25 protein-coding genes are annotated in these 26,284 nt (G+C 75.5%); 12 read left to right on the forward strand and 13 right to left on the reverse strand.

What is annotated here, in order from left to right; genetic code table 11:
- Positions 1 to 66 precede the first annotated feature (66 nt).
- Positions 67 to 966 (forward strand): aminoglycoside phosphotransferase family protein, encoded by a 900-nt coding sequence (locus M1O15_RS24890; RefSeq protein WP_248636390.1) that lies wholly within the window; start codon positions 67 to 69, stop codon positions 964 to 966.
- A gap of 82 nt (positions 967 to 1,048) precedes the next feature.
- Positions 1,049 to 1,528 (forward strand): GNAT family N-acetyltransferase, encoded by a 480-nt coding sequence (locus tag M1O15_RS24895; RefSeq protein ID WP_248636391.1) that lies wholly within the window; start codon positions 1,049 to 1,051, stop codon positions 1,526 to 1,528.
- Positions 1,529 to 1,556: 28 nt separating this feature from the next.
- On the opposite strand, the gene M1O15_RS24900 is transcribed toward M1O15_RS24895, so the two are convergent.
- The 3 genes from M1O15_RS24900 to M1O15_RS24910 form a co-directional block, all read right to left on the reverse strand.
- The gene (locus M1O15_RS24900; RefSeq protein WP_248636392.1) at positions 1,557 to 2,570 is read right to left on the reverse strand and encodes a hypothetical protein; all 1,014 of its coding nucleotides are present in this window, start codon (positions 2,568 to 2,570) and stop codon (positions 1,557 to 1,559) included.
- A 183-nt stretch (positions 2,571 to 2,753) separates the two neighbouring features.
- Positions 2,754 to 3,752 (reverse strand): zinc-binding dehydrogenase, encoded by a 999-nt coding sequence (locus M1O15_RS24905; RefSeq protein WP_248636393.1) that lies wholly within the window; start codon positions 3,750 to 3,752, stop codon positions 2,754 to 2,756.
- Between the two features lie 101 nt (positions 3,753 to 3,853).
- The gene (locus tag M1O15_RS24910; RefSeq protein WP_248636394.1) at positions 3,854 to 5,050 is read right to left on the reverse strand and encodes an NAD(P)-binding protein; all 1,197 of its coding nucleotides are present in this window, start codon (positions 5,048 to 5,050) and stop codon (positions 3,854 to 3,856) included.
- A 181-nt stretch (positions 5,051 to 5,231) separates the two neighbouring features.
- Here M1O15_RS24910 and M1O15_RS24915 point away from each other — a divergent pair, with 181 nt between their 5' ends.
- Positions 5,232 to 5,579, forward strand: a complete 348-nt coding sequence (locus M1O15_RS24915; RefSeq protein WP_248636395.1) for a VOC family protein — start codon at positions 5,232 to 5,234, stop codon at positions 5,577 to 5,579.
- Between the two features lie 224 nt (positions 5,580 to 5,803).
- On the opposite strand, the gene M1O15_RS24920 is transcribed toward M1O15_RS24915, so the two are convergent.
- Positions 5,804 to 6,304: a hypothetical protein gene (locus tag M1O15_RS24920; protein WP_248636428.1), complete on the reverse strand. Its 501-nt coding sequence runs from the start codon at positions 6,302 to 6,304 to the stop codon at positions 5,804 to 5,806.
- A gap of 137 nt (positions 6,305 to 6,441) precedes the next feature.
- On the opposite strand from M1O15_RS24920, the gene M1O15_RS24925 reads away from it, so the two are divergent.
- Entirely contained in the window at positions 6,442 to 7,134 is a 693-nt protein-coding gene (locus tag M1O15_RS24925) for a Uma2 family endonuclease (RefSeq protein WP_248636396.1), read from the forward strand.
- A gap of 18 nt (positions 7,135 to 7,152) precedes the next feature.
- Here M1O15_RS24925 and M1O15_RS24930 read toward each other — a convergent pair whose 3' ends face one another.
- Entirely contained in the window at positions 7,153 to 7,800 is a 648-nt protein-coding gene (locus tag M1O15_RS24930) for a response regulator (RefSeq protein WP_248636397.1), read from the reverse strand.
- The gene (locus M1O15_RS24935) at positions 7,797 to 9,029 is read right to left on the reverse strand and encodes a sensor histidine kinase (RefSeq protein ID WP_372499574.1); all 1,233 of its coding nucleotides are present in this window, start codon (positions 9,027 to 9,029) and stop codon (positions 7,797 to 7,799) included. Before M1O15_RS24935 ends, M1O15_RS24930 begins: the two co-directional genes overlap by 4 nt.
- Before the next feature lie 161 nt (positions 9,030 to 9,190).
- On the opposite strand from M1O15_RS24935, the gene M1O15_RS24940 reads away from it, so the two are divergent.
- Both M1O15_RS24940 and M1O15_RS24945 read left to right on the forward strand, forming a co-directional pair.
- Complete coding sequence (locus tag M1O15_RS24940) at positions 9,191 to 9,793, forward strand: GlcG/HbpS family heme-binding protein (RefSeq protein ID WP_248636398.1); 603 nt, start codon at positions 9,191 to 9,193, stop codon at positions 9,791 to 9,793.
- Between the two features lie 208 nt (positions 9,794 to 10,001).
- Positions 10,002 to 11,426: a M1 family metallopeptidase gene (locus M1O15_RS24945; RefSeq protein ID WP_248636430.1), complete on the forward strand. Its 1,425-nt coding sequence runs from the start codon at positions 10,002 to 10,004 to the stop codon at positions 11,424 to 11,426.
- 34 nt (positions 11,427 to 11,460) lie between these two features.
- Here M1O15_RS24945 and M1O15_RS24950 read toward each other — a convergent pair whose 3' ends face one another.
- On the reverse strand, positions 11,461 to 12,036 hold the full coding sequence (locus M1O15_RS24950) for a TerD family protein (protein WP_248636399.1): 576 nt from the start codon (positions 12,034 to 12,036) through the stop codon (positions 11,461 to 11,463).
- Between the two features lie 147 nt (positions 12,037 to 12,183).
- Between M1O15_RS24950 and arfB the strand changes: the two genes are divergently transcribed.
- Complete coding sequence (gene arfB, locus M1O15_RS24955) at positions 12,184 to 12,621, forward strand: alternative ribosome rescue aminoacyl-tRNA hydrolase ArfB (RefSeq protein ID WP_248636400.1); 438 nt, start codon at positions 12,184 to 12,186, stop codon at positions 12,619 to 12,621.
- A 103-nt stretch (positions 12,622 to 12,724) separates the two neighbouring features.
- Here the strand turns inward: arfB and M1O15_RS24960 are convergent, their stop codons facing one another.
- On the reverse strand, positions 12,725 to 13,339 hold the full coding sequence (locus tag M1O15_RS24960) for a flavin reductase family protein (protein ID WP_372499575.1): 615 nt from the start codon (positions 13,337 to 13,339) through the stop codon (positions 12,725 to 12,727).
- 79 nt (positions 13,340 to 13,418) lie between these two features.
- Positions 13,419 to 14,561 (reverse strand): uroporphyrinogen-III synthase, encoded by a 1,143-nt coding sequence (locus tag M1O15_RS24965; protein ID WP_248636402.1) that lies wholly within the window; start codon positions 14,559 to 14,561, stop codon positions 13,419 to 13,421.
- Positions 14,562 to 15,022: 461 nt separating this feature from the next.
- Between M1O15_RS24965 and cdgB the strand changes: the two genes are divergently transcribed.
- Both cdgB and M1O15_RS24975 read left to right on the forward strand, forming a co-directional pair.
- Positions 15,023 to 16,840 (forward strand): diguanylate cyclase CdgB, encoded by a 1,818-nt coding sequence (gene cdgB, locus M1O15_RS24970; protein ID WP_248636403.1) that lies wholly within the window; start codon positions 15,023 to 15,025, stop codon positions 16,838 to 16,840.
- A 108-nt stretch (positions 16,841 to 16,948) separates the two neighbouring features.
- Positions 16,949 to 18,037, forward strand: coding sequence for a carbohydrate-binding protein (locus tag M1O15_RS24975; RefSeq protein ID WP_248636404.1), 1,089 nt, complete (start codon positions 16,949 to 16,951; stop codon positions 18,035 to 18,037).
- 27 nt (positions 18,038 to 18,064) lie between these two features.
- Here the strand turns inward: M1O15_RS24975 and M1O15_RS24980 are convergent, their stop codons facing one another.
- From M1O15_RS24980 to M1O15_RS24990, 3 genes are all read right to left on the reverse strand, one after another.
- The gene (locus M1O15_RS24980; protein WP_248636405.1) at positions 18,065 to 18,991 is read right to left on the reverse strand and encodes a 1-phosphofructokinase family hexose kinase; all 927 of its coding nucleotides are present in this window, start codon (positions 18,989 to 18,991) and stop codon (positions 18,065 to 18,067) included.
- Positions 18,992 to 19,430: 439 nt separating this feature from the next.
- Positions 19,431 to 20,618: an N-acetylglucosamine-6-phosphate deacetylase gene (gene nagA, locus M1O15_RS24985; RefSeq protein WP_248636406.1), complete on the reverse strand. Its 1,188-nt coding sequence runs from the start codon at positions 20,616 to 20,618 to the stop codon at positions 19,431 to 19,433.
- A complete protein-coding gene (locus tag M1O15_RS24990) occupies positions 20,618 to 21,577 on the reverse strand; it encodes an ROK family protein (protein WP_248636407.1) in 960 nt (319 codons plus the stop codon). The genes nagA and M1O15_RS24990 overlap by 1 nt, the downstream gene beginning before the upstream one ends.
- Positions 21,578 to 21,840: 263 nt before the next feature.
- Here M1O15_RS24990 and M1O15_RS24995 point away from each other — a divergent pair, with 263 nt between their 5' ends.
- From M1O15_RS24995 to otsB, 3 genes are all read left to right on the forward strand, one after another.
- A complete protein-coding gene (locus M1O15_RS24995) occupies positions 21,841 to 23,109 on the forward strand; it encodes an extracellular solute-binding protein (protein ID WP_248636408.1) in 1,269 nt (422 codons plus the stop codon).
- A gap of 43 nt (positions 23,110 to 23,152) precedes the next feature.
- Positions 23,153 to 23,413: a DUF3263 domain-containing protein gene (locus tag M1O15_RS25000; protein WP_248636409.1), complete on the forward strand. Its 261-nt coding sequence runs from the start codon at positions 23,153 to 23,155 to the stop codon at positions 23,411 to 23,413.
- A 392-nt stretch (positions 23,414 to 23,805) separates the two neighbouring features.
- The gene (gene otsB, locus M1O15_RS25010; RefSeq protein WP_248636410.1) at positions 23,806 to 24,678 is read left to right on the forward strand and encodes a trehalose-phosphatase; all 873 of its coding nucleotides are present in this window, start codon (positions 23,806 to 23,808) and stop codon (positions 24,676 to 24,678) included.
- 91 nt (positions 24,679 to 24,769) lie between these two features.
- On the opposite strand, the gene M1O15_RS25015 is transcribed toward otsB, so the two are convergent.
- The gene (locus M1O15_RS25015; RefSeq protein ID WP_248636411.1) at positions 24,770 to 26,206 is read right to left on the reverse strand and encodes an alpha,alpha-trehalose-phosphate synthase (UDP-forming); all 1,437 of its coding nucleotides are present in this window, start codon (positions 26,204 to 26,206) and stop codon (positions 24,770 to 24,772) included.
- Between the last annotated feature and the right edge of the window lie 78 nt (positions 26,207 to 26,284).

Genomic DNA, 26,284 nt, shown 5'->3' on the forward strand with positions numbered 1-26,284 from the left:
CGACGGGGGGCGTGAGGCGGGACGTTACTTCATGGTGGCCCGAGCAGGAGACGGAGGTGGGGTCCGGTGGTCGAGATCCCCGAGGGGCTGGTCAGGGCGCAGCTGCGATGGGGCGGGGAGCGGGGGCGGGCCTTCCTCGCCGCGCTGCCGGAGCGGGCCGAGCTGTTCCTGACCGGGTGGAGGCTGCGGCGCACCGGGCCCGCGATGTACGGGATCGGGTCGCTGGTGCTGCCGGTGGAGGCGGTGGCGGACGGCACCCGGGCCGCGCTGAAGCTCACGTCGCCGGACGAGGAGAGCGCGGGCGAGGCGGACGCGCTGCGGGCCTGGCGGGGTGCGGGCGCGGTACGGCTGCTCCGCGACGACCCGGGGACCGGCACCCTGCTGCTGGAGCGGCTGGACGAGCACCGGCCCCTGTCGGCGGTCCCGGACAGCCGGTCGGCGGTGCGGGTGCCGGCGGGGCTGGCGGCGCGGCTGTCGGCCGTGCGGGCGCCGGACGGACTGCGGCGGCTGGACGCCATCGTCCGGCGGCTGCTGGACCGGGCGCCCCCCGCCCTGACCGTGCTGGGGCGGCCGGAGGACCGGCGGCTGGTACGGGGATGCGCGGCGGCGCTGGCCGAGGTGGCCGGCGAGCCCGGGGACCGGCTGCTCCACTGGGACCTGCACTACGGCAATGTGCTGGCGGCCGACCGCGAACCCTGGCTGGCCATCGACCCCAAGCCGCTCGCCGGGGACCCCGGCTTCGAGCTGCTGCCCGCGCTGTGGAACCGGTTCGAGCCCGGTGAGGTGCGGTGGCGGTTCGACCTGTTGACCGAGGTGCTGGACCTCGACCGGGAGCGGGCCCGCGCCTGGACCCTGGCCCGGGTGCTCCAGGACGCCCTGTGGCGGGTGGAGATGCAGGTGGGGGAGAGCGGGGAGGCGGTGCTGGAGGGGGAGGTGAGGGAGGTGGGGCGGATGTTGCTGGAGTGAGAAAGGCGCATGTGCGGGACGGGCCGTCCACAAGGTGGAAGTCGGTGGCGGTGGGGCGGGGAGGTTCGGCAGGCTGCGGGCCATGATTCGTACCGCCGTACCCGAAGACGTCCCCGTCATCCTCGCCCTGGTCCATGAACTGGCCGCCTATGAGCGGGCCTCGCACGAGGTGCTGGCCACCGAGGAGCAGTTGCGCGAGGCGCTGTTCGGGGAGCACCCGGCCGCCTTCGCCCATATCGCGGAGGACGGGGGCGGGGAGCCGGTCGGCTTCGCCCTGTGGTTCCGCAACTTCTCCACCTGGCGTGGGACGCACGGGATCTATCTGGAGGACCTGTACGTCCGGCCGGAGGCCCGGCGCGGCGGGCACGGCCGGGCGCTGCTGCGGGAGCTGGCGCGGATCTGCGTGGAGCGCGGCTACGGGCGGCTGGAGTGGTCCGTACTGGACTGGAACGCCCCGGCCATCGAGTTCTACCGCTCGATCGGCGCCGAGCCGATGTCGGAGTGGACGGTGAACCGGGTGTCGGACGGGGCGCTGGTGAAGCTGGCCGCGGCGGACGGGTAGCCACCGGCGGGCGGCCGGGGGCGGGCGGTCAGTCCCCGGACGGCTCGCAGGGGACGGTCGGGCCGTCGAGCATGCCGCCGGTGGGGCTCTGGCCCCTCGGCGTCCAGTGCCCGAGCTTGGCCACCAGCGTGGAGCAGACGTCCCGCACGGTCGCCCGCACCGTGACGGTGGCCGGGCGCCCCGGCTGGATGTCGGTGAGGGTGCAGTCCAGGGCGTGCCGGGTGCGCGTGGTGGACGGGTAGCGCCCGGGCAGCGGGTTGACGCAGCGGGCGTCGGCGGAGGTGACCTCCATCCCGCTGCCGGCCTCGCCGATCAGGCCCAGCCGCGCGCTGCCGTCACCGTGCTCGCCGGTGGCGGTCACGGTGTACGTGAGGAGGGTCGCCGTCCCCGGTGCGAGGGCGGCGGCCCGTCCGTCCGGGCCGGCGACCTCGGTGCGGTAGGCCGGCTGCGGCTTCGGCTCGGTCAGGGTGAAGACGGCCCCGACCCGGCCGCGCAGGGTCTCGGCGGGGGCGTGCGAATCCGCGGGGGCGTCCGCCGGAGGGGCCGCGGTGATCCGTACGTCGGCCTCCACCCGGTAGGTGCCGGGGCCCGGGTAGTCGGTGCGGCCGGCGAGGGCGCCGGTGGCGGGGGCCTCGCCGGCCGGGACCGGGATCGGGGTGACGGCCGGGCCGCCGCCGGGTTCGCGGTGCATGGTCCAGTCGCCGGCGGTACGGCACACCCGCGCACGGGCACCGGCCGCGGTGGTCCGGCAGTCGGCGGCGGCCGTGACGGTCATGCTGCCGCCGCCGGCGGTGACGCACAGGGTGACCTCCGCGTACTGCCCGAGCCGCCCCCGTACCGTCCCGGCGGGCGCGCACTGGGTGGCGGGACCCTCGGCCAGCGTCCCGGGCGAGGGGGGCGCGGGGACGAGGCCCGAGGCGGTGGCGGGGGAGGACCCGACGGGCCAGAGCAGCAACGTTCCTGCCAACCCGGCGACGGCCGCGTACCGCCCCCGCCGGACCCGTCCCCTCGGAAGCCGCCCGTCCATGCCCCCGTCTGCCATGCCTGTGCTCGTCATGTCCCTGCCCTCCGGTCCCGGGTCCGCGGTCGGCATGGATGGTGCGGGAGCGGGACGGGGCGGGCCGCGCCGCCACACCCGGCGCTGCGGCGGTCGCGTGAAGGCTTTCACCCGGGTGAGTCCCTGGGTGGCGGGCGGCTCAGGGCGAGTCCCTGGGTGGCGGGCGGTTCAGGGGACGAGGACCACCTTGCCGACGGTCGCCCGGGTCTCCAGGGCCAGGTGGGCGGCGGCCGCCTCGGCGAGCGGGAAGCGCTGGACGGCGGGGCGCAGCCGGCCGGCGGCGGCCTCGGCGAGTGAGCGGAGCTCCAGGTTGCGGATGTCCCCGCCCGCCTTGCGGATCATCTCCGGGCCGAGCACCTGGAGGGAGGTGATGGCGCGGTCGGCCTGCTCCTCCTCGGCGACGATGAGCGGCTCGCCGTCGCGCAGCCCCTTCCCCGCCCAGCCGTACCCCAGGTGCCGCCCGCCCGGGCCGAGGAGGTCCACGGCAGCCCGTGCGGTGTCCCCGCCGAGGCCGTCGAACACCTCGGTGACCCGGCGTTCGCCCAGATACGCCCGGACCTGCTCGGGCCAGTCGGGGCGCAGGTAGTCCACCGCCAGGTCGGCGCCGTTGGCCCGGACCAGGGCGGTCTTCCCGGGTCCGCCGGCCAGGCCGACCACGGTGGCCCCGGCCGTCCTGGCGTGCTGCACCAGCAGGGTGCCGATGCCGCCGGCGGCCGCCAGGACCAGGGCGGTGTCGCCGGGTCGGAGGGCCGAGGACTGGAGGATGCCGAGGGCGGTACGGCCGGTGCCGATCATGGCGACGGCCTCGGCGGCGTCCAGCCGGTCCGGGATCTCGTGCAGCCGCGCGGTGTCGGTGACGGCCAGCTCGGCGTAGCCGCCGGGGACCATGCCCAGATGGGTGACGACGCGCTTGCCCAGCCACCCGGGGTCGGTGCCCTCGCCGAGCCGGTCCACCGTCCCGGCGACCTCCCGCCCCGGGATGGTGGGCAGCTCCACGGGGGCGGGGAACGGGCCCTGCTCGCCCTCGCGCAGCACGGTGTCGATCAGATGCACCCCGGCGGCGGCGACGGCGATCCGCACCTGTCCAGGGGCGGGTACGGGGTCGGCGGTCTCCTCGTATACGAGGTTCTCGGCGGGGCCGAAGGCGTGCAGACGTACGGCGTGCATGGCGGGCTCCTCAGACGCGTCAACTCGGTGGGTACGCCGACGAGCCTCGGTCCTCAAGTTTGCTTGAGGTCAAGGGTCTGGCGGACCGAACCGGCCGGCGGTCAGACGCGGCCGGGCGCCGGCCGGAGCGCCCGCAGGGCCAGTGCGGCGGCTCGCGCGCCGCTGGCGAAGGCCACCTCGGCCAGCAGGCCCGGCGCCGCGACCTGGTCCCCGGCGAGCAGCAGCCCGTCGCCGCGGTCGATCGCGGGGCGGTCCCGCCAGGTGGTGCCGGGGTGGTCCACCGCGCCGGTGCGCCCGCTCGCCACAGCGACGGCACGGTGCCGCTCGCGGTCGCGCCAGCCGGGGCAGGCGGTGTCGAGCACCCGCTCGGCGTGGGCCAGCCCGTCGGCCTTGGCCTGGTCGGGCGCGATCGGGAACTGCCCCTGGAACAACTGCTCCCCGGCCGGGGCCAGCCCCGGGTCCTGGGCGGTGTACCGCTCCAGCCAGCCCGGCGCGTCCAGGTCGGAGACCACGAACGGGTCGCCGGTCCGCTGCCGCAGCGCCAGGTCCAGCAGCACCGTGCGGCCCCCGGGCCAGCTCAGCGAGGGGTCGCCCAGCAGGGTCCGGGCCGCGTCGAGCGAGGTCGCCACGATGACCGGCCCGCCCCCCGAGGGCGGCGCGTCCAGCCGGGCGGAGGTCTCGATCACCACGCCGAGGTCCCGGGCGCGGGCGGCCATCCGGTCCACCAGCCGCCCCCAGCCGCCGCGTACGAAGTGGGCCTGCGGCGGCAGGGCGGCCGACCGGCGCAGCCGCTCCTGGACGAAGCGGGCGGAGAGCGAGCCGGGGTCGTGGTGGAAGGTGCCCACCGCCGCGAAGTGCGCCGCGGCCCGGGCGGCGGCGGGACCGGCCAGCCCGGTCGCCCAGTCGGTGAAGGAGAGGTCGACCGGAGCGGCGTCGGCACGCACCCGGGTCAGCCGGAGCAGACCGGGCGGCGGAGTGCGGCGCAGTCGCCCGTCCCGGAGGAACCGGAAGCGGGCGGCCTCGCGCAGCGGCAGTGCGGCGAGCGGGCGGAGCAGCCCGCGCGGCGCGAGCCAGGCCCATGCGGCGCCGCCGCGGTAGAGGGCGTGCGGGCCCTCGTTGGTGCGGTACGGGCCGTCGGCGGTACGGGCCCGGCCGCCGGGCCGGGTGTGCGCCTCGTACACGGTGACGGCGGCCCCGGCCTCGGCGGCGCTGATGGCGGCGGTCAACCCGGCCAGCCCGGCCCCGACCACGGTGACGGCGGGGTGGCGAGCGGCGGCGGACGGCGGGGTGCTCGGCATGGGGTGCTCCCTGAGGCGTGGGTGCCGGTCGTTGGTCACAAGGACTCCGGCCGTCGTCCGGATGTGACACCGGTGGGTCTGACACCCGTGGGTCTGACACCTGTGCGGGGCGGGTGATCCCGGGGGATCCTGGGAGAGCCGGTACGCCGACGACCGGTGATGACCGGAAGGGAACCGCCCCATGTCCTTCACCCATGTTCTCGCCGTCGCGGCCGTACGCGACATGGCCACCGCGACCGAGTGGTACGAGCGGCTGTTCGGGCGCCCGGCCGACGCCACGCCGATGGACGGCCTCGCCGACTGGCATGTGGCGTCCTCCGGCTGGGTCCAGGTCTACCGGGCGCCGGAACAGGCCGGCGCGGGCATGTTCAACCTGGTCGTGGACGACCTGGACCGGGCGCTCGCGGAGCTGGCGGACCGGGGCATCACGGCGGGCCCGGTCGAGCCGGGCACCGGACGGGTGCGGTTCGCCGCCGTGCACGACCCGGACGGCAACCGGATCGCGCTGATCGAGAGCCCGGCGACGTAGGCATGGACGGAGCACACCGCGATGGCCGCGGCCGGCCAGGGCAACGTCCTCGCCTCCCGGCTCATCCACCGCGCCCATGCCCAGGCCGGCTGGTTCCTGTACGCCCCGGTACGGCGGAACACCTGACCGCACTACCGGGGATCACCGTGCTCGACCTGGACCTCCCGGCAGCCTCGCTTTGACGCCCTGACCCCCTGAGGCCGGGACCCGCGCCGCGGCAGGGGCTACGGCAGCCGGGGGAAGCGGGCCTGGAGGTCCCAGACGGCCGGGTTGTCGGCCAGGCCCTCGTGCATGTCGGTGAGGTCGGCGAGCAGGTCGTGCAGGAAGTCGCGGGCCTCCCGGCGCAGCTCGGCGTGGCCGAAGGTGAGCGGCGGTTCGTCGCCCGGCATCCAGTCCGCCTCGACGTCCACCCAGCCGAAGCGGCGTTCGAACAGCATCCGGTCGGCGGACTCGGTGAAGTCCAGCTCGGCGTACTGCGGGCGGGCGGCGCGGTTGCCGAGCGGGTCGGTGTCCAGCCGTTCGACGATGTCGCAGAGCGCCCAGGCGAAGTCCAGCACCGGCACCCATCCCCAGGCGGTGGACACCTCGCGGTCGGCCTTGGTGTCGGCGAGGTAGACGTCCCCGCAGAACAGGTCGTGCCGCAGGGCGTGCACCTCCGCCCGCCGGTAGTCCGTCTGCGGCGGGTCGGGGAAGCGGCGGGAGAGCGAGTAGCCGATGTCGAGCACGTAGGCGATGGTGCCATGGCGGGGCGGGGCGCTGCTCACACGTTCGAGCGAATGGGGGCGGATCCGGCGGCGGGGGACGGATCGCCGGCGGAGGCTGTGAGCCGTCGGGGAACGACGAGGTGACGGAGGTGGGGGAGATGGCGGAGGCGCACGCCGTCGGTACGGCGGGGGAGCCGTACGCCTGGGACGGTGACGAGTCCGACGAGGACGAGGACTACCGGGCGCTGCTCGATCGGCTGCGGGAACGCGTCCCGTGCCTCCTCACCGGAGAGGCCTTCGAGGTCTTCACGGCGGTCGCCCCCGAGGGCTGGCGGGTGGAACTGCTGGAGGGGGTCATCCACCTCTGGCCCCTCATGGACGGCAACCACGCGGTGATCCTGGCGCGGATCGCCGACCAGGTCGCGGACCAGCGCCGAGGGCTGAACTGCTACCGCAGGCTCGGCCTGCTGCTGCCCGCCGGGCCGGTACCGGGCGAGCCCGAACCGGCGGCCGGCCGGGCCGAGCCCGACATCGTGGTGGCACACCGGCGCAGCTTCTGCAACGAGGACCTGTACCAGGACCCTGCCGCGGTGCTGCTCGTCGGGGAGGTCACCTCGGCCGCCACCGCCTTCAACGACCGGGTCAGAAAGTCCCGGTGCTACGCCCGGGCCGGCATCCCGGTCTATCTGCTCATCGACCGTGACGCCCGGCACATCGTGCTCTGCACCGAGCCCTCGGGGCCCACTGGCGGTGATGACGACTACCGCCGTAAGGCCACCTACAAGTTCGGCGAGACCATCCCCCTCCCCGAGCCGCTCGGCTTCGACCTCGACACCGCCGAGTTCCCCTGATCCCGGGGCCCGGGCCGCTCACCCCAGCAACCGCCGCTCCTTCGCCACCGCCACCGCGCCCGCCCGGGTGTCCACGCCGAGCTTGGCGTAGATCCGGCCCAGGTGGGTCTTGACCGTGGCCTCGCTGATGAACAGGGCGCGGGCGATCTCCCGGTTGCCGAGGCCGTGGGCCAGCTGGGCCAGGATGTCCCGTTCGCGCGGGGTGAGCGCGGGCGCGGCGGGCGCGGTGGTGGCGCGGCGGGCGACCGGGGCGGACAGGGTGGTACGGCCCCGCGCGGCGGCGTGCACCGCGGCGAACAGCTCCTCGGGGCGCTCCGCCTTCAGCAGATAGCCGGTCGCCCCGGCGCCGATCGCCCGGCTGACGTCGGCGTCCGTGTCGTACGTGGTGAGCACCAGCACCCGGGGCGGGGCGGTGTCCGAGGCCGTGGCGGCGGTGATCCGGGCGGTGGCCGCCACCCCGTCGATGCCCGGGCCCAGCTGGAGGTCCATCAGCACCACGTCCGGCCGCAGCTTGGCCGCCATGGCGACCGCCTCCTCCCCGCCGGCCGCCTCCCCGGCCACCGCGATGCCCTCGGCGCTGTCCAGCAGGGCGCGCAGCCCGGCGCGCACCACCGCGTGGTCGTCGCAGATCAGCACCCGTACGGGGGCGGGGCCTGGCCCGGTCATCCGGTCGCCTCCGGGTGGTGCAGCGGGATCGCGGCGGACAGCACGGTGCCCTCGCCGGGCGCGGACTCCACGGTCAGGGTGCCGCCGAGCTGCCCGACCCGGGCGCGCATCGCGGGCAGCCCGTGCCCGCGCCCCGCACCGGCCCCCGGCCCGGCCGCCGCCGCCCCGGGGTCGAAGCCCCGGCCGTCGTCGCTGACGTCCAGCACCACCTCGTCGTCCAGATAGGTCAGCGTCACCGCCGCCGATCCTGCCGCCGCGTGCTCGCGTACGTTGGCCAGGGCGCCCTGGGCGATCCGTACCAGCGCCGCCCGCACCCGCTCGGGCACCGCCACGCCCGGCGCCCCGTCCACCCGCAGCACCGCCGACTCCCGGGCGGCCACCGCTGCCAGCGCCTCCTCCAGACCGCCGCCGCGCGCCAGGTCGGCGGGGGCCAGGTCGTGGACGAAGCGGCGGGCCTCGGCGAGCCCGTGCTCGGCACCGGCCGCGGCGGTACGCGTATGGCGGCGGGCGGTCGCCGGGTCCTCGTCCCAGACCCGCTCGGCCGCCTGGAGCAGCATCCGCTGGCTGGACAGGCCCTGCGCCAGGGTGTCGTGGATCTCCATCGACAGCCGCTGCCGCTCGGCCAGCGCGCCCGCCCGCCGCTCGGTCTCCGCCAGCGCCCGCCGGGTGCGCACCAGGTCGTCGATGAGCGCGCGCTGGCGGGCCGACTGCCGCTGGGCGTGCACGAACACCGCGGTCGCCACGGCGGCCACCGCGGGCGGCGCCACCAGCAGGTTCGGATCGAACCCAGCACCGTCGGCCAGCCGCAGCTGCGCCGCCATCACAAACGCGGTGAGCAGCGCGACCAGGGCGAGCGAGGCGCGGGTGGGCAGGGTGCGCAGCCCGGTGTAGAGCAGCGGCACCGCGCACCAGGCGAAGCTGGGCGCGAGCACCACCAGCACCACCCACACCGCGACCACCGCGCCCAGCCACCCCAGCCGCCGGGTGTCCCGGGCGCCGGGCCGGGAGTACGGCGCGGCGGACCGGTCGGCGCTCTCCCCGACCACGTACAGCAGCGCGAGCACCGCCGACAGGGCGACCACCCAGCCGCCCCGGTCCGCCCACGGGTGGCGCAGCAGGAAGCGGGCCAGCGAGGCGCCGAGCAGCAGGAAGAACGCGGCCCGCATGACCCGCGCCAGCCACCGCCCGTCCGGGTCGGCGGCCGTCCGCAGTCGCTCCGGATGCTCCACCGGCGCCTCCTCTCCTACGTCCCGGCCGTCCGTTCATCCTCCCCCCGGCCCCTCGGCCCCGTATCAACCGATCGGCTGACCCGCTCCCGCCCCGGACGGCCCGAGCATCGATCCAGAGGCACCAGCCACCACCCCGCACCACCCGACACGAGGAGAGCCTCATGGACACCACCCCCGCCCCCCGCACCCGCCGTCGGCCGTCCCGGCGGGTCCGGGCCGGGCTGCTGACCGGGGCCGTCGCCGCGGCCGCCGCACTCGGTGCCGGCACCTTCGGCGCGCTCTCCGCCAGCGCCGCCGCGCCCGCCGCACCCGCCGCGACCGACTCCGTGCCCCGGACCGACTCCGTGCCCCGGGGCCTGACCACCCGCACCACCCATCTCACCGTGGACGCCGCCGTCCGCGCCGCCCAGGCCGCGCTGGACGCCGCCGAGAAGGACCACCAGCGGGTCACCGTCGCCGTGGTCGACCGCAACGGCAACACCATCGTGACCCTGCGCGGGGACGGCGCCGGCCCGCAGTCCTACGAGTCGGCCGAGCGCAAGGCGTTCACCGCGGTCTCCTGGAACGCCCCCACCTCCGAGCTGGCCGGCCGGCTCGCCTCGGCGCCCCAGCTGAAGGACATCCCCGGCACCCTGTTCCTGGCGGGCGGCGCCCCGGTCACCGCCGAGGGCGGCCCGATCGCCGCGGTCGGCGTCGCCGGCGCGCCCAGCGGGGCGCAGGACGAGCAGTACGCGAAGGCGGGCGTGGCGGCGCTCGGCCGCTGAGCGCCGCTGAGCGGACGGGGCCCGGGCCGACGGGCCCACGGCGGCCGCCCCACACCCCGGAGCAGCGGCCGGACCGCCGAGCCACAGCCGCGAACCGGCGGCCCCGGGTGCGATCACCGGCGGGGTTCGTACGATCGGAGGAGTGCGCCCCCGCCCCCGTACCCCCGCCGCCCCGTCCGGTACCCCAAGCGCCCACCGCGCCGGAAATATCCGCCGCACCCCCTCCCGCGCCGCCGCGGTGCTGCTCGCCGGGGTGCTCACCGCGGGCGCGGCCACGGGCTGCGGGGGCGCGGCGCGAGGCGGCGGACCGGCGGAGGAGGCGGCTCGGGCCACTCCGGGCGCGGCCGGGGTGGGGGACCCGTACTTCCCCCGGCTGGGCAACGGCGGCTACGACGTCCGCCACTACGACCTGGACCTCGCCTACGACCCGGCGACCGCCCGGCTGACCGGCACCGCCCGGATCGCCGCCCGGGCCACCCAGGACCTCAGCGCCTTCAACCTGGACCTGACCGGGCTCACCGTCACCTCCGTCACCGTGGACGGCCGCAGCACCCCCGTCACCCGCGCCGGCGGCGAGCTGACCGTGCGGCTCGGCACCGCCCTGCGCGAGGGCGCCGGCTTCCGTACCGTCGTCCGCTACACCGGCCGCCCGCGCACCCTCACCGACGCCGACGGGTCGCGCGAGGGCTGGCTGAGGACCTCCGACGGGGCAGTGGCGCTCGGGCAGCCGGCCGGCTCGGCCACCTGGTTCCCCGGCAGCCACCACCCCTCCGACAAGGCCACCTACCGCCTCGCGGTGACCGTGCCGCGGGGCCTGGCGGCCGTCTCCAACGGCGAACCGGCCGCCCCGGAGGCCGTACCCGCCCCCGCCCCCGGCAAGGCCACCTACGTCTGGCGGACCACCCAGCCCATGGCGAGCTATCTCGCCACCCTCGCCATCGGCCGCTACCGGACCACCGCGGACCGCACCCCGGACGGCCTGCCCGTGCACAGCGCGGTGCGGGGCACGGCGGACGGGCCCACCGACCGTCTCCCCGAGGTACTGGCCTGGGCCGAGCGCCGCTTCGGGCCGTACCCCTTCTCCTCCAGCGGAGTGATCGTGGATCCGTCGGTGGACGCCGGGTACGCGCTGGAGACCCAGAACCGCCCCTTCTTCGGCAGCGGCACCCTGGATCTGGCCACCCTGGTCCATGAGCTGGCCCACCAGTGGTACGGCAACTCGGTGTCGCCCGCGTCCTGGCGGGACATGTGGCTCAACGAGGGGTTCGCCACCTACGCGGAGTGGCTGTACGGGGAGGACACCGAGGGCACCCCGGTGTCACGGCGGTTCGCCACCGCGTACGCCGACGACCGCAACTGGGCGTTCCCGCCGGCCGACCCGCCGGGCGCCGCGGACATCTCGGGCGCGCCGGTCTACGAGCGGGGCGCGATGGTGCTGCACCAGGTGCGCCGGGCGGTGGGCGACCGGGTCTTCTTCGGCGTCCTGCGGGACTGGGCCGCCGCGCACCGGCACGGCAACGCCTCCACCGCCGACTTCACCGCCTTCGTCGAGCGGCGGGCCGGCGGGCGGGACCTGTCCGCGCTGTGGCAGGCCTGGCTGTACGGGGAGGGGCGCCCGGCGGCCGGCCGGTGACCGTGCCCGCCGGGCGCCCCGTGACGTATCCGGGTCAGATGTTGACGCCGAAGTCGCGGGCGATGCCCTCCAGGCCGGAGGCGTAACCCTGGCCCACCGCGCGGAACTTCCACTCGGCGCCGTTGCGGTACAGCTCGCCGAAGACCATCGCGGTCTCGGTGGCGGCGTCCTCGCTCAGGTCGTAGCGGGCGATCTCGCCGCCGCCGGCCTGGTTGACGACGCGGATGTAGGCGTTGCGGACCTGGCCGAAGTTCTGCGAGCGGCTGACCGCGTCGTAGATGGAGACCGGGAAGACGATCTTGTCGACGTTGGCGGGGAGCCCGGCCAGGTTGACGTTGATCTGCTCGTCGTCGCCGCCGCCCTCACCGGTGCGGTTGTCGCCGGTGTGCACGATCGTCTGGTCCGGCGTGGACTTGTTGTTGAAGAAGACGAAGTGCGCGTCCGAGGCGACCCGGCCCGAGCCGTCCACGCCGATCGCGGAGGCGTCGAGGTCGAAGTCGGTGCCGGTGGTGGTGCGGACGTCCCAGCCGAGGCCCACGGTGACGGCGGTCAGGCCCGGGGCCTCCTTGGTCAGCGAGACGTTGCCGCCCTTGGACAGGCTTACAGCCATGGGATCCCTTTCCTCGGTTCCTCGGTGTCTTGCGGGTGCGCCGTTGAGGGCGTCACAGCCAGGAACGCGCGGCGGCCCCGCCTGGTTCCAGCGCCCCGTCACCCCGGGCAGGAAAAACGGGTGACGGGAGCGGGTGCGGCGGGAACCATGGAGGACATGTCCGGTCCCCATGTCATCCGCGGTTCGGTCTGCCTGCCCGAGGCCGAGCTCCAGTGGCGCTTCTCTCGTTCCTCCGGGCCGGGCGGCCAGCACGTCAACACCAGCGACTCCCAGGTGGAGCTGCGCTTCGACCTGGCGCGCACCGAGGCGCTGCCGCCGGTGTGGAAGGAGCGCGCCCTGCGGCGGCTGGAGGGGCGGCTGGTGGGCGGGGTGGTCTCGGTACGCGCCTCGGAGCACCGTTCGCAGTGGCGCAACCGCGAGACCGCCGCCGTACGGCTGGCCGCGCTGCTCGCCGAGGCGACCGCGCCGCCGCCCCGGCCGCGCCGGCCCACCAAGGTGCCGCGGGGGATCAACGAGCGACGGCTGCGGGAGAAGAAGCAGCGCTCCCAGACCAAGCGCGGCCGCTCGCCCAAGGACTGGGGCTGACCAGCCCGGGAGCGGGGCTGACCGGCGTATCCCGCGGACTGGCGCTGACCGGCGTATCTCGTGGACTGGCGCTGACCGGCGTATCCCCACCCCGTCCCCATGCCTACCCCAGGTGGTGGTAGCGGCCGCGGAAGTAGGTCAGCGGCCTGGCCTCCGGGGCAGGCAGCTCGGTGGCGAGCACCCGGCCGATGACCAGGGTGTGGTCGCCCGCCGCCACCCGCTCATGGGTACGGCACTCCAGCGTGGCCAGCGAGCCCGCCAGCAGCGGCGCCCCGCTCGCCGGGCCGCGCCCGTGCGGGACGTCCGCGAACAGCAGTCGGTCGCTGACCCGGCCCTTCATGCTGAACCGGCCGGCCACCTGCCGCTGGGCCTCGGAGAGCACCGACACGCCCCACAGCGGCTGCTCGGCCAGCAGATCGTCCATCCGGGAGCCGTTGCGCAGGCTCACCAGCACCAGCGGCGGGTCCAGGGACACCGACAGGAAGGCCGTCGCCGTCATCCCGATGTCCTCGCCCCTCGGGCCCTCGTCCGGGTCATGGGCCGTCACCAGCACCACTCCGCCGGTCAGCCGGGACATCGCGGCACGGAACTCCTCGTCGCTCACCCCCTCAGCATGCCCGCCGCGCGGGTCACCGGCGGCGGTGGGGGACTGGGACGCGGTGGTGGTCGATGAGGGCAGCACACCGGGAACGCTAACCGGGGCCCCGAACGCCCGCATCGGGCCGAAGGACCAGCCGGGACCTAGGTCGCAGGGGCGAGAGGGGTGCCGGGGGCGGGGGAGGGGGGCGGGCTGGGGGTCAGGGCACCGCCAGCCGGTAGCCGCGTTTGGGGACGGTGCGGATGAGCTTGCCGTGCGGGCCCAGGGAGGTGCGCAGGCGGGCGATCGCGGTCTCCACGGCGTGCTCGTCCGCCGGGGTGTCGGGCCAGGCGCGGCGGAGCAGTTCGGCGCGGCTGAGCACCCAGCCGGGCTTGTCGGCCAGCGCCCGCAGCAGGGCCGCGCCCTTCGGGGAGAGCCAGTGGCTGGTGCCGTCGGCCAGCAGCGCGTTGCCCTGGAGGACGAGTGTGCGGTCGCCCAGGTCCAGGGTGCGGCGGCCGTGGGCGGGCAGGGTCTCGGTGAGGGTGCGCACCAGCGCGCCGAGCCGGCCCCGGCCGGGCCAGACGGCCGGCAGTCCGGCGTCCAGCAGCGGCCGGGCGCAGACGGGGCCGACGCAGACCGGCAGCACATCGGCGGCCATCGCCTCCAGCAGCCGCTCCCGCAGCCCGTCGGCGGCCGCGATCTCCAGCAGGGCGGTGACGGCGGGCGCGCTGGTGAAGGTGAGCGCGTGCACCTCGCGGCGTACGGTCTGCTCGACCAGCCGGCGCACCGGCCCCGGGTCCTCCGGCGGCGCCCACCGGTAGACCGGCACCGGGACGACCTCGGCGCCCCGTTCCCGTAGCGCCGCGGTGAACGCGGTGAGCGGCAGGCCGTGTTCCTGCACCGCGATCCGGCGGCCGGCCAGCGGGCGGGCCAGCAGCCAGGTCAGCAGTTCGCCGGTGGCCTCGCTTTCGGGCGCGTACGTCTCGTCCAGCCCGCTCGCCCGCACCGCGCCGGTCGCCTTGCGGCCGCGGGACAGCACGGCGGCACCCCGGCAGGCGGCGGCCAGCGCGGCGCCGTGGCCCCAGCCCTCGGCCGCGCTCATCCAGCCGCGCCAGCCCACCCCGGTGGTCGCCACCACATAGTCGAGCGGCGCGCTCAGGCACCGCTCGGTCGCCCGGCGCAGCGCCCCGTCGTCCTCCAGCGGCAGGATGCGCAGCGCCGGGGCCTTGACCACCCGGGCCCCGCAGCGGGTCAGCAGCGCCACCAGCTCCTCGCGCCGGCGCGCGGCGGTCACCCCGACGGTGAAGCCGGTCAGCGGGCCGTCGGTCGGGGTGAGGTCAGCGGAGGTGCCCGAAATGCCCATGGACCAGAGGCTGGGCCCGCGGCGTTACCGGGACGTTGCTCGGATGTCACATACGGGTGAGACAACCGCTCCGTTGCGTTACGGCTGATGTCCTCCACCGCACCGCACCGGGCGACTGATGTCCTCCACCACGGATACGCCCCGCGGGTCGTCCGGGCTCGGCCCCGGCCCGCGACCGATTCAGCGCGGGCGGAACGCGACGCCCGCGACCGCCGCCGAGGCCGACCCGGCACGGGCGGAACGCGACGCCCGCTGCCACCCCGCCCCCATGCGTTCTCCCCGACCCATGGCATCGTGACCCATCTCATGTGATCATCCTGTGACTTGAGTCACAGAAGGCACATTTTGTTGACCCTGTGTACCGGGTGCGAAGCGCGCTGTGATTCAGTGGCGGAGACCGTGCAACACGATCGCCGATGAGAACACTGGAGTTGCTGTCGAGGTCTCGGGGAGAGCGAACAATGGAGACCGAGTCGGAGCCGTACGTCCGCCTGGCCACCCTGCGGCAGCTGCATCAGGTCGTCGCCAACCTCAACACGGCCCGGAGCCTCGCCGACACGCTCCAGACCGTGGCCGACGGCATCCTCGCCGGACTCGGCTACGAACTCGCCTGCGTCAACCTCGTCCGCCCCGACGGTGACCTGGTCGTCGCCGCGTTCGCCGGCAGCCCCGCCGCCGAGGCGCTGATCACCGGCCGGGTCGGCTCCCGCCTCTCCTGGGAGCGCCGCCTGAGCATGGGGGAGGCCTGGGGCGAGCTGCGGTTCATACCGCACACCGAGGGCTGGGTCCTGATGGACGACGACGTGCCGCAGTGGCACACCGACGGCCCCGAACCCCGCTTCGCCGACGAGTGGCACCCGCACGACCGCCTCTACGCCCCGATGTACTCCCCCAGGCTCGGCTCCCCCCGCCCGGAGGGACCCGTACCGGGCAGCGGCCGCGAACTGCTCGGGGTGATATCCGTCGACCGCCCCCGCAACGGCCGCCACCCCGGGCCCTGGGGGCAGGAGGCGCTCCAGATGTACGCCTCCCAGTCGGCCATAGCGATCAGCAACGCCCGCCTCCGCTCCAACATGCAGCGCGCCCTGGTCCGGCTGGAGCGCGAGCAGCAGGCGCTGCGGGCCAGCGAGGAGTCCTTCCGCCAGGCCTTCGAGTACGCGCCCTCCGGCATGGCCATCGCCGAGCTCGGCGGCGACCAGCACGGCCGGCTGCTGCGGGCCAACGACGCGCTCTGCCGGCTGCTGGGCCGGCCCTCCTCGGTGATGCGGCGCTACTCCTTCGCCGACCTGGTCCACCCCGAGGACATCGGCACCCTGCTGCGCACCTCGCCCGAGGGCGGTCGCGCCGAGCTGCGGCTGGCCCGCCGGGACGGCTCCTACGTCTGGGTGTCGCTGCGCAACTCGGTGGTCGCCGACACCGCCGACGGCCCCCGCTTCCTGCTCACCCATGTCGAGGACATCGAGGAGCGCAAGCGGCACGAGCTCCAGCTCGCCCACCGCGCCTCCCATGACGCGCTCACCGGCCTGCCCAACAGCGCCGAGCTGCGCTCCCGGCTGAGCGCCCGGCTCTGCGCCCGCCCCGGCGCCCTGCGCACCGCCGCCTACCCCGGCCCCCCGGCCGGCGCCGGCTACCAGCCCGGCTACCCGGAGGGCGCCGGGCAGGACGCCTACGACAGCGCGGAGGCCGGCGGCTACGGGCAGGAGTACGGCGAGCGGTACGGCGAGCCGTACGCCCCGGAACACGGCGACCACGGCCCGGAGTACGGGGCCCCGGGCGAGCACGCCTACCGCGCCGGGGACGGCTTCGACTTCGCCGGGGCGGCCGGCCCGTACGACCACCATGTGCACTCCGTCGCCCCGGACGACGAGGTGGACGACGGGACCAAGGGGCTCGCGGTGCTCTTCTGCGACCTGGACGGCTTCAAGTCGATCAACGACCGGTTCGGCCACCACACCGGGGACGCGGTGCTGGTGGAGGTGGCCCGCCGGCTGAGCGCGGGCGTCCGGGACGGCGACACGGTGGCCCGGCTCGGCGGCGACGAGTTCGTGGTGCTCGCCGACGGCCTCGGCGCCGCGGACGCCTCCGACCTCGCCGTCCGGCTGCGCAACTCGATCATCCCGCCGATCCGGGTGGACGGCCGGGCGGTCCGGGTGGGGGCCAGTTTCGGCATCGGCTGGGCGGAGTGCGGGATGACCGTCGAGGAGGTGCTGAACTCCGCTGATCAGCGGATGTACGTCGAGAAGCGCTCCCGCTCCAAGATCCACCGCCGCGCCGGCTAGCCCCCGTCCGCCTCCCACCCCCTCTCTGAGCAGAGAACGGGCTAGCCCATACGAGGTAGGCTCGGTCGCTCGGTGAGGGTTGTCGATCAGGGTGAGGAGTGACCAGGGATGGCTGCCGGTGACAACGGCGCACCCCACGGCGGGCCCCAGGGCGCGAGTACGCCGGAGGACGACGATCCGTTCGGCTACCTCTACGCCGACGGGCAGGCCGCGGGCGCGCAGCCACCGGGCCAGGGCGGCTACGGCTACCCCGGTCCCACCGCCCAGCCCGGTCGGCCCCGGACCTCGTACAACCAGGTCAGGGCGGTCGGCGAGCGCCAGTACGGCTACCCCGCGGCGCAGTCCGGCCAGGCCCGCGGAGGCTACGGCTACCCGCCCCCGGCCGCCGGCCAGGCCGCGTACGGCCAGCAGCCCGGCTACGGGCAGGCCCCCGCCGCCCAGCCCCTCCCCCCGCAGCAGCCCTACGGCCAGCCGCACCCGCAGTACGCGGCCCCCGAGACCTACCCCGGCGGCCCCCCGAACCGCCCCGCCCCCCAGGGCCCCCCGCCCGGGCGCGGCGGCCGGCGCGGCCCCAACACCAAGGGCCTGCTGATCGGCGCGATCGCGGTCGTCCTGGTCGTGGTGGCCGGAATCACGGTCGCCCTGCTCACCAACGGCTCGGACAAGGACAAGGCCGGCGAGCAGGCCGCCCAGCCCTCCACCGCCCCCGAGAAGCCCGGCGACACGTCCCCCACCGCCGAGCCCTCCCCCTCCGGCTCCAAGGCCGAGGAACCCGCCGAACTCCCCAAGCAGGACGCCGCCACCCTCCAACTCGGCGCCCCGGCCCAGCTGGGCACCGACACCCCGGGCGCCCAGGGCGTCAACGGCGCCTATGTGATGTTCAACGGCACCGGCGGCTCGGCCAGCTGGTCGGCGAAGGTCCCCGAGGACGGCGAGTACACCCTGTACATCACCTACTCGGTGCCCGGCAAGGACGCCAAGACCTCGCTGACCGTCAACGGCGAGCAGCCCCGCGGCATCAACATGAAGAACTTCGCCCACGCCAAGGAAGGCGACTGGGAGAAGGGCTGGACCCGCACCTACTCGTACGTGAACCTCAAGAAGGGTGACAACACCCTCAAGATGTCCTGCGAGCAGGGCGACACCTGCGACGCGTACATGGACCAGGTCTGGCTGGTGGAGGGCCGCGTCGAGTAGCGGCCCCTTTCTCTCCCGGCGGCCGGCTCAGGCCGCCGCGGTGTCCTCCGCCACGGTGACCCGCTCCAGCAGCTCCCCGTAGGCGGCCCGGTCGAACTCGCCGGCCGCGGGGGCCAGCACAGTGGCGGCGGAGAGGGCGACCGCGCGGGCCAGCCGGTCCGGCCAGGGAAGCCCCTCAACCAGGGCGGACAGCAGCCCGGCCACCGCGGAGTCGCCCGCCCCGGTGGGGTTGCCGCGCACCGCCTGGGGCGGAGTTGCCCGCCAGATGCCCTCCGGGGTGAGGGCCAGCAGCCCGTCCGGGCCGAGCGAGGCGACCACCGCGCGGGCGCCCCTGCGGCGGGCGTCCCGGGCGGCGCGCAGCGGCTCGCGGGAGCCAGTGAGCGCGGCCAGCTCGTCCGCGTTGGGCTTGACCAGGTCGGGGCGGGCGGCGAGGCCCCGGCGCAGGGGTTCGCCGCTGGTGTCCAGCAGCACCGGGACGCCGGCCGCGCGGGCGCGCCGCACCAGGTCCGCGTACGCCCCCACATGGATGCCCGGCGGCAGGCTGCCGCACAGCGCCACCGCCTCGGCGCCGGCCAGCAGCTCCTCGTACGCGCTGAGCAGCGCCGCCCACTCGCCCGCGGACACCTGCGGCCCGGGCTCGTTGAACTGCGTGGTGTCCCCGCTCGCCGAGTCGACCACGGCGACCGTGCGCCGGGTGGTGCCCTCGGCCGGGACGAGCGCGTCGCGCACCGGCAGCGGCGCCAGCAGCCGGCGCAGCGCCTCACCGGTGGGCCCGCCCGCGAAACCGGTGACCACGGCCTCGTGACCCAGCGCCGCGAGCACCCTGGCCACGTTGACGCCCTTGCCACCGGGCCGCTCGGCGACACCCCGCACCCGGTGCGAGCCGTGCGGCACGAGGGCGTCCACGGTGTAGGTGACGTCGAGCGCGGTGTTGAGCGTGACCGTGAGGATCACCGGTGCACCCCCGAGACGTGCGCGACGACCCGAGACGTGCGCGCTGGCTTTTCGTATCGGGTTCTGATCATGCCAAACCGGAGCCGGTTGGCCCACCCCACCACCGCCGCCCGTGACGATCCACCGGCCCCGCGGGCGCCGCGGAAGGCCGCAGGGGCCGCGTGAGGAGGCGGGCCCGCGCGGCCGCGCCCCCCGCGCGTACAGCGCCTCGGCCGCCGCCCCGGCCCGTGCCGCCTCCTCGGCCCCGCGCGCGTACGGCCCCTCGGAACCGGATGCGTCGCTACGGGGCCGGGCACCCGCCCCGTGCCACCGGCGCCGCCGTCCAGAACCGACCGCCGCGCTGCCGGGGCGCCGCTAACGCGTTGCGGGGCAGGCCGTGCCCACCGGGCCCGGCGCGCCCCCGTAGCGTCCAGCGTGCCCCCGTACCCCCCAGCCGCCCTCAGACCCCCGCGGCCGCTTCCCGTCGGGGCTCCGGGGCCGTGGCGCCGCGCGGGGGGGCGACGACCCACTGGCCCTGGCGCATGACAGCCACCAGGGCGAAGTCCGCGTCCAGGACCACCAGGTCGGCGTCCTTGCCGGGTTCCAGGGAGCCGATGCGGTCGTCCAGGCCCAGCAGCCGGGCCGGGTTGGTGGAGACCGCGCGGACCACGTCCTCCACCGGGAGGCCGTCCACGGTGACCGCGCGGCGGAAGGCGGCGTCCAGGGTGAGGGTGGACCCGGCGATCGAGCCGCCCTCGGCGAGCCGGGCGACCCCGTCGCGTACCTCGACCTCCAGCGGGCCCAGCCGGTAGAGCCCGTCGCCGAAGCCGGCCGCGTCCATCGCGTCGGTGATGAAGGCGACGCGCCCCGCGCCCGCCCGGTGGAAGGCCAGCTCCAGCGCCGCCGGATGCAGATGCACCCCGTCGTTGATCAGCTCGACGGTGACCCGCTCGTCCTCCAGCAGCGCCGCGATCGGCCCGGGCGCGCGGTGCCCGAGCGGGGGCATGGCGTTGAAGAGGTGGGTGGCGACCGTCGCGCCCGCGTCGATGGCCTCCCTCGTCTGCTCGTAGGTCGCGTCGGTGTGCCCCACCGCGGCGATCACGCCCTGCTCGGCCAGCATCCGCACCGAGTCGAGGCCGCCGGGCAGCTCCGTGGCCAGGGTGACCATCCGGGCGTGGCCGCGGGCCGCGTCCACCAGCTTGCGGACCTCCGCCGGGTCCGGGTAGCGCAGCAGCTGCTCGCTGTGCGCGCCCTTGCGGCAGGGCGAGATGAACGGCCCCTCGAAGTGCACCCCCGCCAGGTCGCCCTGCTCGGCCAGCTCGGCCAGCTCCCCGGCCCGGTGGGCGAGGAAGTCCAGCTCCCCGGTGACGGTGGAGGCGACCAGCGTGGTGGTGCCGTGCCGGCGGTGGGTCTCGACGCCCTTCAGGACCTCCTCCAACGTGCCGGAGGTGAAGGACGCCCCGCCGCCGCCGTGGTTGTGCAGGTCCACGAAGCCGGGGACGATCCAGTGCCCGGCCAGGTCGTACGCGGGCGCGCCCGCCGGGGCGTGCTCGGCGATCCGGGAGCCCTCGACGACCACCCGCCCGTTCTCGACGGTCCCGCCCGGCAGCACCACACGGGCGCCGGTGAGAACTGTGTGATCGGCCATCAGGCGGACACCTCCGAAGTGGCGGAAGGACTGGCGAGCGGACGGGAGAGCAGGTCCCAGGCGAGGAGGCCCGCGCCCAGGCATCCGGCGGTGTCCCCGAGGGCCGCCGGCACGATGGCGGGCAGGCGCTGGAACGTCACCCGCTCCTCGACGGCCGCCCGCAGGGGGGTGAACAGCGTGTCCCCGGCCTCCGCCAGGCCGCCGCCGATGATCAGGACGCGCGGGTCCAGCAGGGTGAGGGCGGTCACCAGTCCGTCGGCGAGTGCCCCCACGGCCTCCCGCCACACCCGCTCGGCGGCCGGATCTCCGGACTCCACGGCCTTGGCGCAGTCCGCCGCGTCCGCCTCCGGGTCGCCGCTCGCGGCCGCCCAGGCCCGGCTGACCGCGCCCGCCGAGGCCAGCGTCTCCAGGCAGCCGCGCTGCCCGCAGCCGCACTCCGGGCCGCCCGGGCGGACCACGATGTGCCCGATCTCGCCCGCGTACCCGTGCGCCCCGGCCTCGATGGCGCCGGCGATGCCGATGGCCCCGGCGATCCCGGTGCCCAGCGGGACGAACAGGAACCGGTCCGCCCCCCGCCCGGCCCCGGCCCGGCCCTCGGCCAGCCCGCCGGCCCGTACGTCGTGCCCGAGCGCCACCGGCAGCCCGCCGAGCCGCTCGGAGAGCAGCGCCCGCAGCGGTACGTCGCGCCAGCCCAGGTTGGCCGCGTAGACGGCCGTGCCGGTGTCCGGGTCCACGATCCCCGGCACCGCGACCCCGGCCGCGACCGCCCCGGCGCCGTACTCCTCGCGCCCGTACGCGTACAGCTCGGCGGCGAAGCCGAGGATGGTCTCCACGACGGCGTCCGCCCCGCGCTCCCGCCCGGTGGCGCGGCGGGCCTCGTACAGCAGGGTCCCGTCGGCTCCGACCAGGGCGGCCTTCATCCCGGTGCCGCCCACATCGAGGGCGATGACGTGTCTCACGGGGACAGTGTCCCCCGGTCACCCGAGAAAGGTCTAGTCCACTTACGCCGATTGTTGTCAGCCCATACAAATGGCGGGGCACGGAGCTCGCCCGCCCGCGGGACGGGAGGCGCCCGGGGCTAGAGTTGCGGAAGCGATACCCGACTGGTGTAGACCTCGCGCTCGCGCGTGGGAGACGATGCCAGACCAGCCGAGCCGAGCCGGGATGACAGTCACACCGGTGGTCGTGCCGGTGTGACAGCAGCAACAACGATGGGACGAGCGTGCAGCGCCGCTACTACGGAACCCTCGCGGCGGTCGCCGCGCTCAGCCTGGCCGCGACCCTCTCCGGGTGCGGCGCCGGGACCGGCTCCGGCGAGGTCACGCTGAAGCTGGTGGCGGCGGACTACGGCAGCAACGCGTCCAACACCTCCCAGAAGTACTGGGACGAGCTGGTCGCGGCGTTCCGGAAGAAGCACCCCGACATCGCGGTCGAGGTGGACGTACGGTCCTGGAAGGACGTCGACCGGGACGTCGCCGAGATGGTCGCCAAGGACGAGGCCCCCGACCTGGCGCAGATCGGCGCCTACGCGGACTTCGCCGCCGAGGACAAGCTCTACCCGACCAGCGAGCTGCTGCCCATCCCCACCCAGGCCAACTTCCTCCAGCGGCTCAACCAGGCCGGCGAGGTGGACCGGGTCCAGTACGGGATGCCCTTCGCCGCCAGCACCCGGCTGCTCTTCTTCAACGAGGAGCTGTTCGAGAAGGCCGGCCTGGAGCCGCCGAAGACCTGGCAGGGCATCGTCACCGCGGCCGCCAAGCTCAAGGCGCAGGGCGTGAAGTACCCCTTCGCCCTGCCGCTCGGCACCGAGGAGTCGCAGGCCGAGACGATGATGTGGATGCTCAGCGGGGGCGGCGGCTACCAGGACGCCGTCAACACCGGCTACGACATCAACTCCGCCGCCAACATCCAGACCTTCACCTGGCTCAAGGACAAGCTGGTCACCCCCGGCCTGACCGGGCCCATCGATCCCGGCCAGCTCGACCGGCAGGCGGCGTTCGACGCGTTCACCAAGGGAGAGGTCGGCATGCTCAACGGCCACCCCACCCTGATGGAGGCCGCCGAGAAGGCCGGTGTGAAGTTCGGCATGGTCCCGCTGCCCAGCCCCGACGGCGAGGCCACCCCCTCCATGGGCGTCGCCGACTGGATGATGGCGTTCAAGCAGAACGGCCACCGCGAGGAGATCGGCGAGTTCCTGAAGTTCGTCTACGAGGACCAGAACGTCCTCGACTTCTCCGACGCGTACGACATCCTGCCGGTCACGGTCACCGCCAGCACCGCGATGGAGGGCGACTCCAAGCACAAGAAGCTCCGCCCCTTCCTGCGGGAGCTGGACAACTCCGAGCTCTACCCGGTCGGCAAGACCTCCTGGGCGCGGGTCAGCAAGAGCGTCAAGGCCAACATCGGCAAGGCCGTCACCCCGGACGGCGACCCGGAGGCCGTCCTCAACGGCATAGCCAAGGAGGCCGCGGACGCCGAGGCCGCCGAGTAGCGACGGGACCGGGACTGTCGGAGGCGGTCACTACCCTGGCCGTATGACCGCCCCCGCCACCCCGCCGTCCCCGGAGCCCCGGCGGCTCAGCGACCGGGACCGCGCCCTGCTCGCCATGGAGCGGCTCTCCTGGCCCGGCCCGGGCGCCAAGGAGCGCGCCATCCGCGAGCGGCTCGCCCTCTCGCCCACCCGCTACTACCAACTGCTCAACGCCCTCCTGGACGACCCCGCCGCGCTCGCCCACGACCCCGTCACCGTCAACCGCCTCCGCCGCCTCCGCACCACCCGCGAGTCCCACCGCTGACCAGCCTGGCGTACGGCGCCGGGTGTGCCCCCCAGCGCCCGGCCCACGTGTGCCCCCGGCGACCAAGTCCCGCCCCCGGCGCCCGGCCCACCTGTGCCCCCGGCGCCCGGCCTGTGGGGCAGTCCCGCCGGCCGTCTCCGCCCCCGGCGCCCAGCCCACATGCGCCCACCCCCGGCACCCAAAGCCCGCGTCCCCCAGCGCCCGGCCCACCTGTGCCCCCGGCGCCCGGGCCAGGTGTGCCCACCCCCGCCGGCCCGAGCCCCCGCCGCGTCCCCGGCACCAGCAGCCCGCCCGGGCCCGCCACCCGTCCCGTGGGCCGCTTGTCCCCCCACGGCGGCCGAGGCCCCCCGGCCCAGGTGTGCCCGCCCCGCACCGGGGATAGGTTCCCCACCATGGCCACCCCACCGCCCCCCGCCGTCCCCGACCGCGCCCTGCCCGAGCCCGCCACCGCTGCCGGCCGGGAGGGGCTCGCGGCGCTGCTGGCGCACCCCGGCCGGGCGGTCGTCGCCCTGGACTTCGACGGCACCCTCGCCGAGATCACCGACGACCCCGAGCGGTCCCGCGCCCACCCCGGCGCGGTCGCCGCCATCGCCGCGCTCGCCCCGCGGGTCGCCTCCGTCGCCGTCATCACCGGCCGCCCGGCCGCCACGGCCGTGGAGTACGGCGGCTTCGCCGGGGTCAGCGGCCTGGAGCACCTGGTCGTCCTCGGCCACTACGGCGCCGAGCGCTGGGACGCCGCCACCGGCGAGGTCACCGCCGCCCCCGAGCACCCCGGCGTCACCGCCGTCCGCGCCGAACTGCCCGACTTCCTCCGCGAGACCGGCGCCCGCCCCGGCACCTGGGTCGAGGACAAGGGCCGCGCGCTGGCCGTGCACACCCGCCGCGCCGACGACCCGCACGCCGCCTTCGACGCCCTGCACACCCCGCTGGCCGGCCTCGCCGCCCGCCACGGCCTGATCCTCGAACCCGGCCGCCTGGTCCTGGAGCTCCGCCCCCCGGGCATGGACAAGGGCGTCGCCCTCGCCGAGCACCTCCGCGACACCGGCGCCACCGCCGTCCTCTACGCCGGCGACGACCTCGGCGACCTGCCCGCCTTCGCCGCCGTCGACAAGCTGCGCTCCGACGGCATGCCCGGCCTCCTCGTCTGCAGCGGCAGTGACGAGGTCCCCGAGGTCGCCACCCGCGCCGACCTCACCATCCCCGGCCCTCCCGCCGTCGTCGCTCTCCTCGCCGCCCTCGCCGAGGCCACCGCCCCCACCGCCTGAGCAGCACCCGGCCGCACACACATCGAAGGCCGCCGCCCCCTTCCGGATTCCGGAGAAGGAAGGCGGCGGCCTCGTCTGTGTGAAAGGGCGCCTACAGCTCCCGCAGCGCCGTCAGCTGGTCCAGGAACCACCGCTCCGGCGGGAGGGCCGTCGCGGCGGAGGCGAGGTGCTTGGAACGCTCGGCGCGCTCGGTCGGGTCCATGGAGAGGGCCTCGTGCAGCGCGGCGGCGGTGCCGGAGACGTCGTAGGGGTTGACCGTGATCGCGTGCTCGCCGAGCTCCTCGTGGGCGCCGGCCTCGCGGGAGAGGACCAGGGCGCAGCCCGCGTCGGAGACCACCGGGACCTCCTTGGCGACCAGGTTCATCCCGTCCCGGATGGGGTTGACCAGGGCCACGTCCGCCAGCCGGTAGGCGGCCAGGGAGCGGGCGAAGTCGTCCTCGACGTGCAGCACCACCGGCGTCCAGCCGTCCCGGCCGTACTCGGCGTTGATCTCGTCGGTGAGCCGGGCGACCTCGGCCGTGTAGTCGCGGTAGACGGACAGGTCCTGGCGGGAGGGGTAGGCGAAGGCCAGGTGGACCACCTCGCCCCGCCACTCGGGATGCTCGGCGAGCAGCGCCCGGTACGCCAGCAGCCCGCGCACGATGTTCTTGGACAGCTCGGTGCGGTCCACCCGGACGATCGTCTTCCGGTCGCCGATCTGCTCCCGCAGCGCCGCCATCCGCTCGTCCACGTCGGCCCGGTGCGCGCGCTCCCGCAGGAACTCGGCGTCGGCGCCGAGGCCGTGCACCCCGAGCAGGGTGCGCCGGGCCTGCCCGGTGACCTGCGACAGGTGGTCGATGTGCGGCGAGGAGTCCTTGGGCCAGGAGCCCATCACGCCCAGCGAGGTGCCGCAGCACTCCATGAACGCGGACATCCACCGCCGGGTGAGGAAGCCCAGCCGGTCCGCGCCCAGCATGCCGAGCAGCAGTTCCTCGGCGATCTCGTCGGGGAGCATCCGGAAGTACTGCGACGGCGCCCAGGGGGTGTGCGAGAAGTGCCCGATCCTCAGGTCCGGGCGCAGCTCGCGCAGCATCCCCGGCACCAGGGTCAGGTGGTAGTCCTGCACCACCACCGCCGCCCCGTCGGCCGCCTCCTCCGCCAGCGCCTGGGCGAAGGCGCGGTTGTAGAGGCGGTACGCGGTCCACTGCCGGCGGAACTCCGCGTCGAACACCGGCTCCAGCGGCGTCTGGTAGAGCATGTGGTGGACGAACCACAGCACCGAGTTGGCGATGCCGTTGTACGCGTCGCCGTGCACGGCCGCGTCGATGTCCAGCATCTTCACGCCGGGCTCGGACACCCCGCGCCGTACCGCCTCCCGGTCGCCCTCGCTCAGCGCCGAGCAGACCCACAGCGCCCCCGCGTCCGGGCCGATCGCGGAGAGCCCCGACACCAGCCCGCCACCGCCCCGCCGGGCGTCGAGGGTGCCGTCGTCCCGGGGGACGTAGCTGACCGGACCGCGGTTGGAGGCGACGAGAATCTGGGCTGCCATGGTCACGAACCTAGCCCGTACCGGAAACGCTCAAACGTGCGGTGATCGGGTGGTCGGTCAGTGGCCGGCCGGTGGTCG

The sequence above is a fragment of the Streptomyces lichenis genome, from assembly GCF_023218175.1.
GTDB lineage: Bacteria > Actinomycetota > Actinomycetes > Streptomycetales > Streptomycetaceae > Streptomyces > Streptomyces lichenis.

What these genes read in the sequence shown, in the direction of transcription:
- M1O15_RS24925 (WP_248636396.1), top strand. Translation starts at nt 6,442, where the DNA reads ATGGCGGAGGCGCACGCCGTCGGTACGGCGGGGGAGCCGTACGCCTGG.
- M1O15_RS24965 (WP_248636402.1), bottom strand. Translation starts at nt 14,561, where the DNA reads ATGGGCATTTCGGGCACCTCCGCTGACCTCACCCCGACCGACGGCCCG.
- nagA (WP_248636406.1), bottom strand. Translation starts at nt 20,618, where the DNA reads ATGGCCGATCACACAGTTCTCACCGGCGCCCGTGTGGTGCTGCCGGGC.
- M1O15_RS24910 (WP_248636394.1), bottom strand. Translation starts at nt 5,050, where the DNA reads ATGCCGAGCACCCCGCCGTCCGCCGCCGCTCGCCACCCCGCCGTCACC.
- arfB (WP_248636400.1), top strand. Translation starts at nt 12,184, where the DNA reads ATGGAGGACATGTCCGGTCCCCATGTCATCCGCGGTTCGGTCTGCCTG.
- otsB (WP_248636410.1), top strand. Translation starts at nt 23,806, where the DNA reads ATGGCCACCCCACCGCCCCCCGCCGTCCCCGACCGCGCCCTGCCCGAG.
- cdgB (WP_248636403.1), top strand. Translation starts at nt 15,023, where the DNA reads ATGGAGACCGAGTCGGAGCCGTACGTCCGCCTGGCCACCCTGCGGCAG.
- M1O15_RS24975 (WP_248636404.1), top strand. Translation starts at nt 16,949, where the DNA reads ATGGCTGCCGGTGACAACGGCGCACCCCACGGCGGGCCCCAGGGCGCG.
- M1O15_RS24950 (WP_248636399.1), bottom strand. Translation starts at nt 12,036, where the DNA reads ATGGCTGTAAGCCTGTCCAAGGGCGGCAACGTCTCGCTGACCAAGGAG.
- M1O15_RS24930 (WP_248636397.1), bottom strand. Translation starts at nt 7,800, where the DNA reads ATGACCGGGCCAGGCCCCGCCCCCGTACGGGTGCTGATCTGCGACGAC.
- M1O15_RS25000 (WP_248636409.1), top strand. Translation starts at nt 23,153, where the DNA reads ATGACCGCCCCCGCCACCCCGCCGTCCCCGGAGCCCCGGCGGCTCAGC.
- M1O15_RS24895 (WP_248636391.1), top strand. Translation starts at nt 1,049, where the DNA reads ATGATTCGTACCGCCGTACCCGAAGACGTCCCCGTCATCCTCGCCCTG.
- M1O15_RS24915 (WP_248636395.1), top strand. Translation starts at nt 5,232, where the DNA reads ATGTCCTTCACCCATGTTCTCGCCGTCGCGGCCGTACGCGACATGGCC.
- M1O15_RS24900 (WP_248636392.1), bottom strand. Translation starts at nt 2,570, where the DNA reads ATGGCAGACGGGGGCATGGACGGGCGGCTTCCGAGGGGACGGGTCCGG.
- M1O15_RS24905 (WP_248636393.1), bottom strand. Translation starts at nt 3,752, where the DNA reads ATGCACGCCGTACGTCTGCACGCCTTCGGCCCCGCCGAGAACCTCGTA.
- M1O15_RS25015 (WP_248636411.1), bottom strand. Translation starts at nt 26,206, where the DNA reads ATGGCAGCCCAGATTCTCGTCGCCTCCAACCGCGGTCCGGTCAGCTAC.
- M1O15_RS24960 (WP_372499575.1), bottom strand. Translation starts at nt 13,339, where the DNA reads ATGCGGGCGTTCGGGGCCCCGGTTAGCGTTCCCGGTGTGCTGCCCTCA.
- M1O15_RS24940 (WP_248636398.1), top strand. Translation starts at nt 9,191, where the DNA reads ATGGACACCACCCCCGCCCCCCGCACCCGCCGTCGGCCGTCCCGGCGG.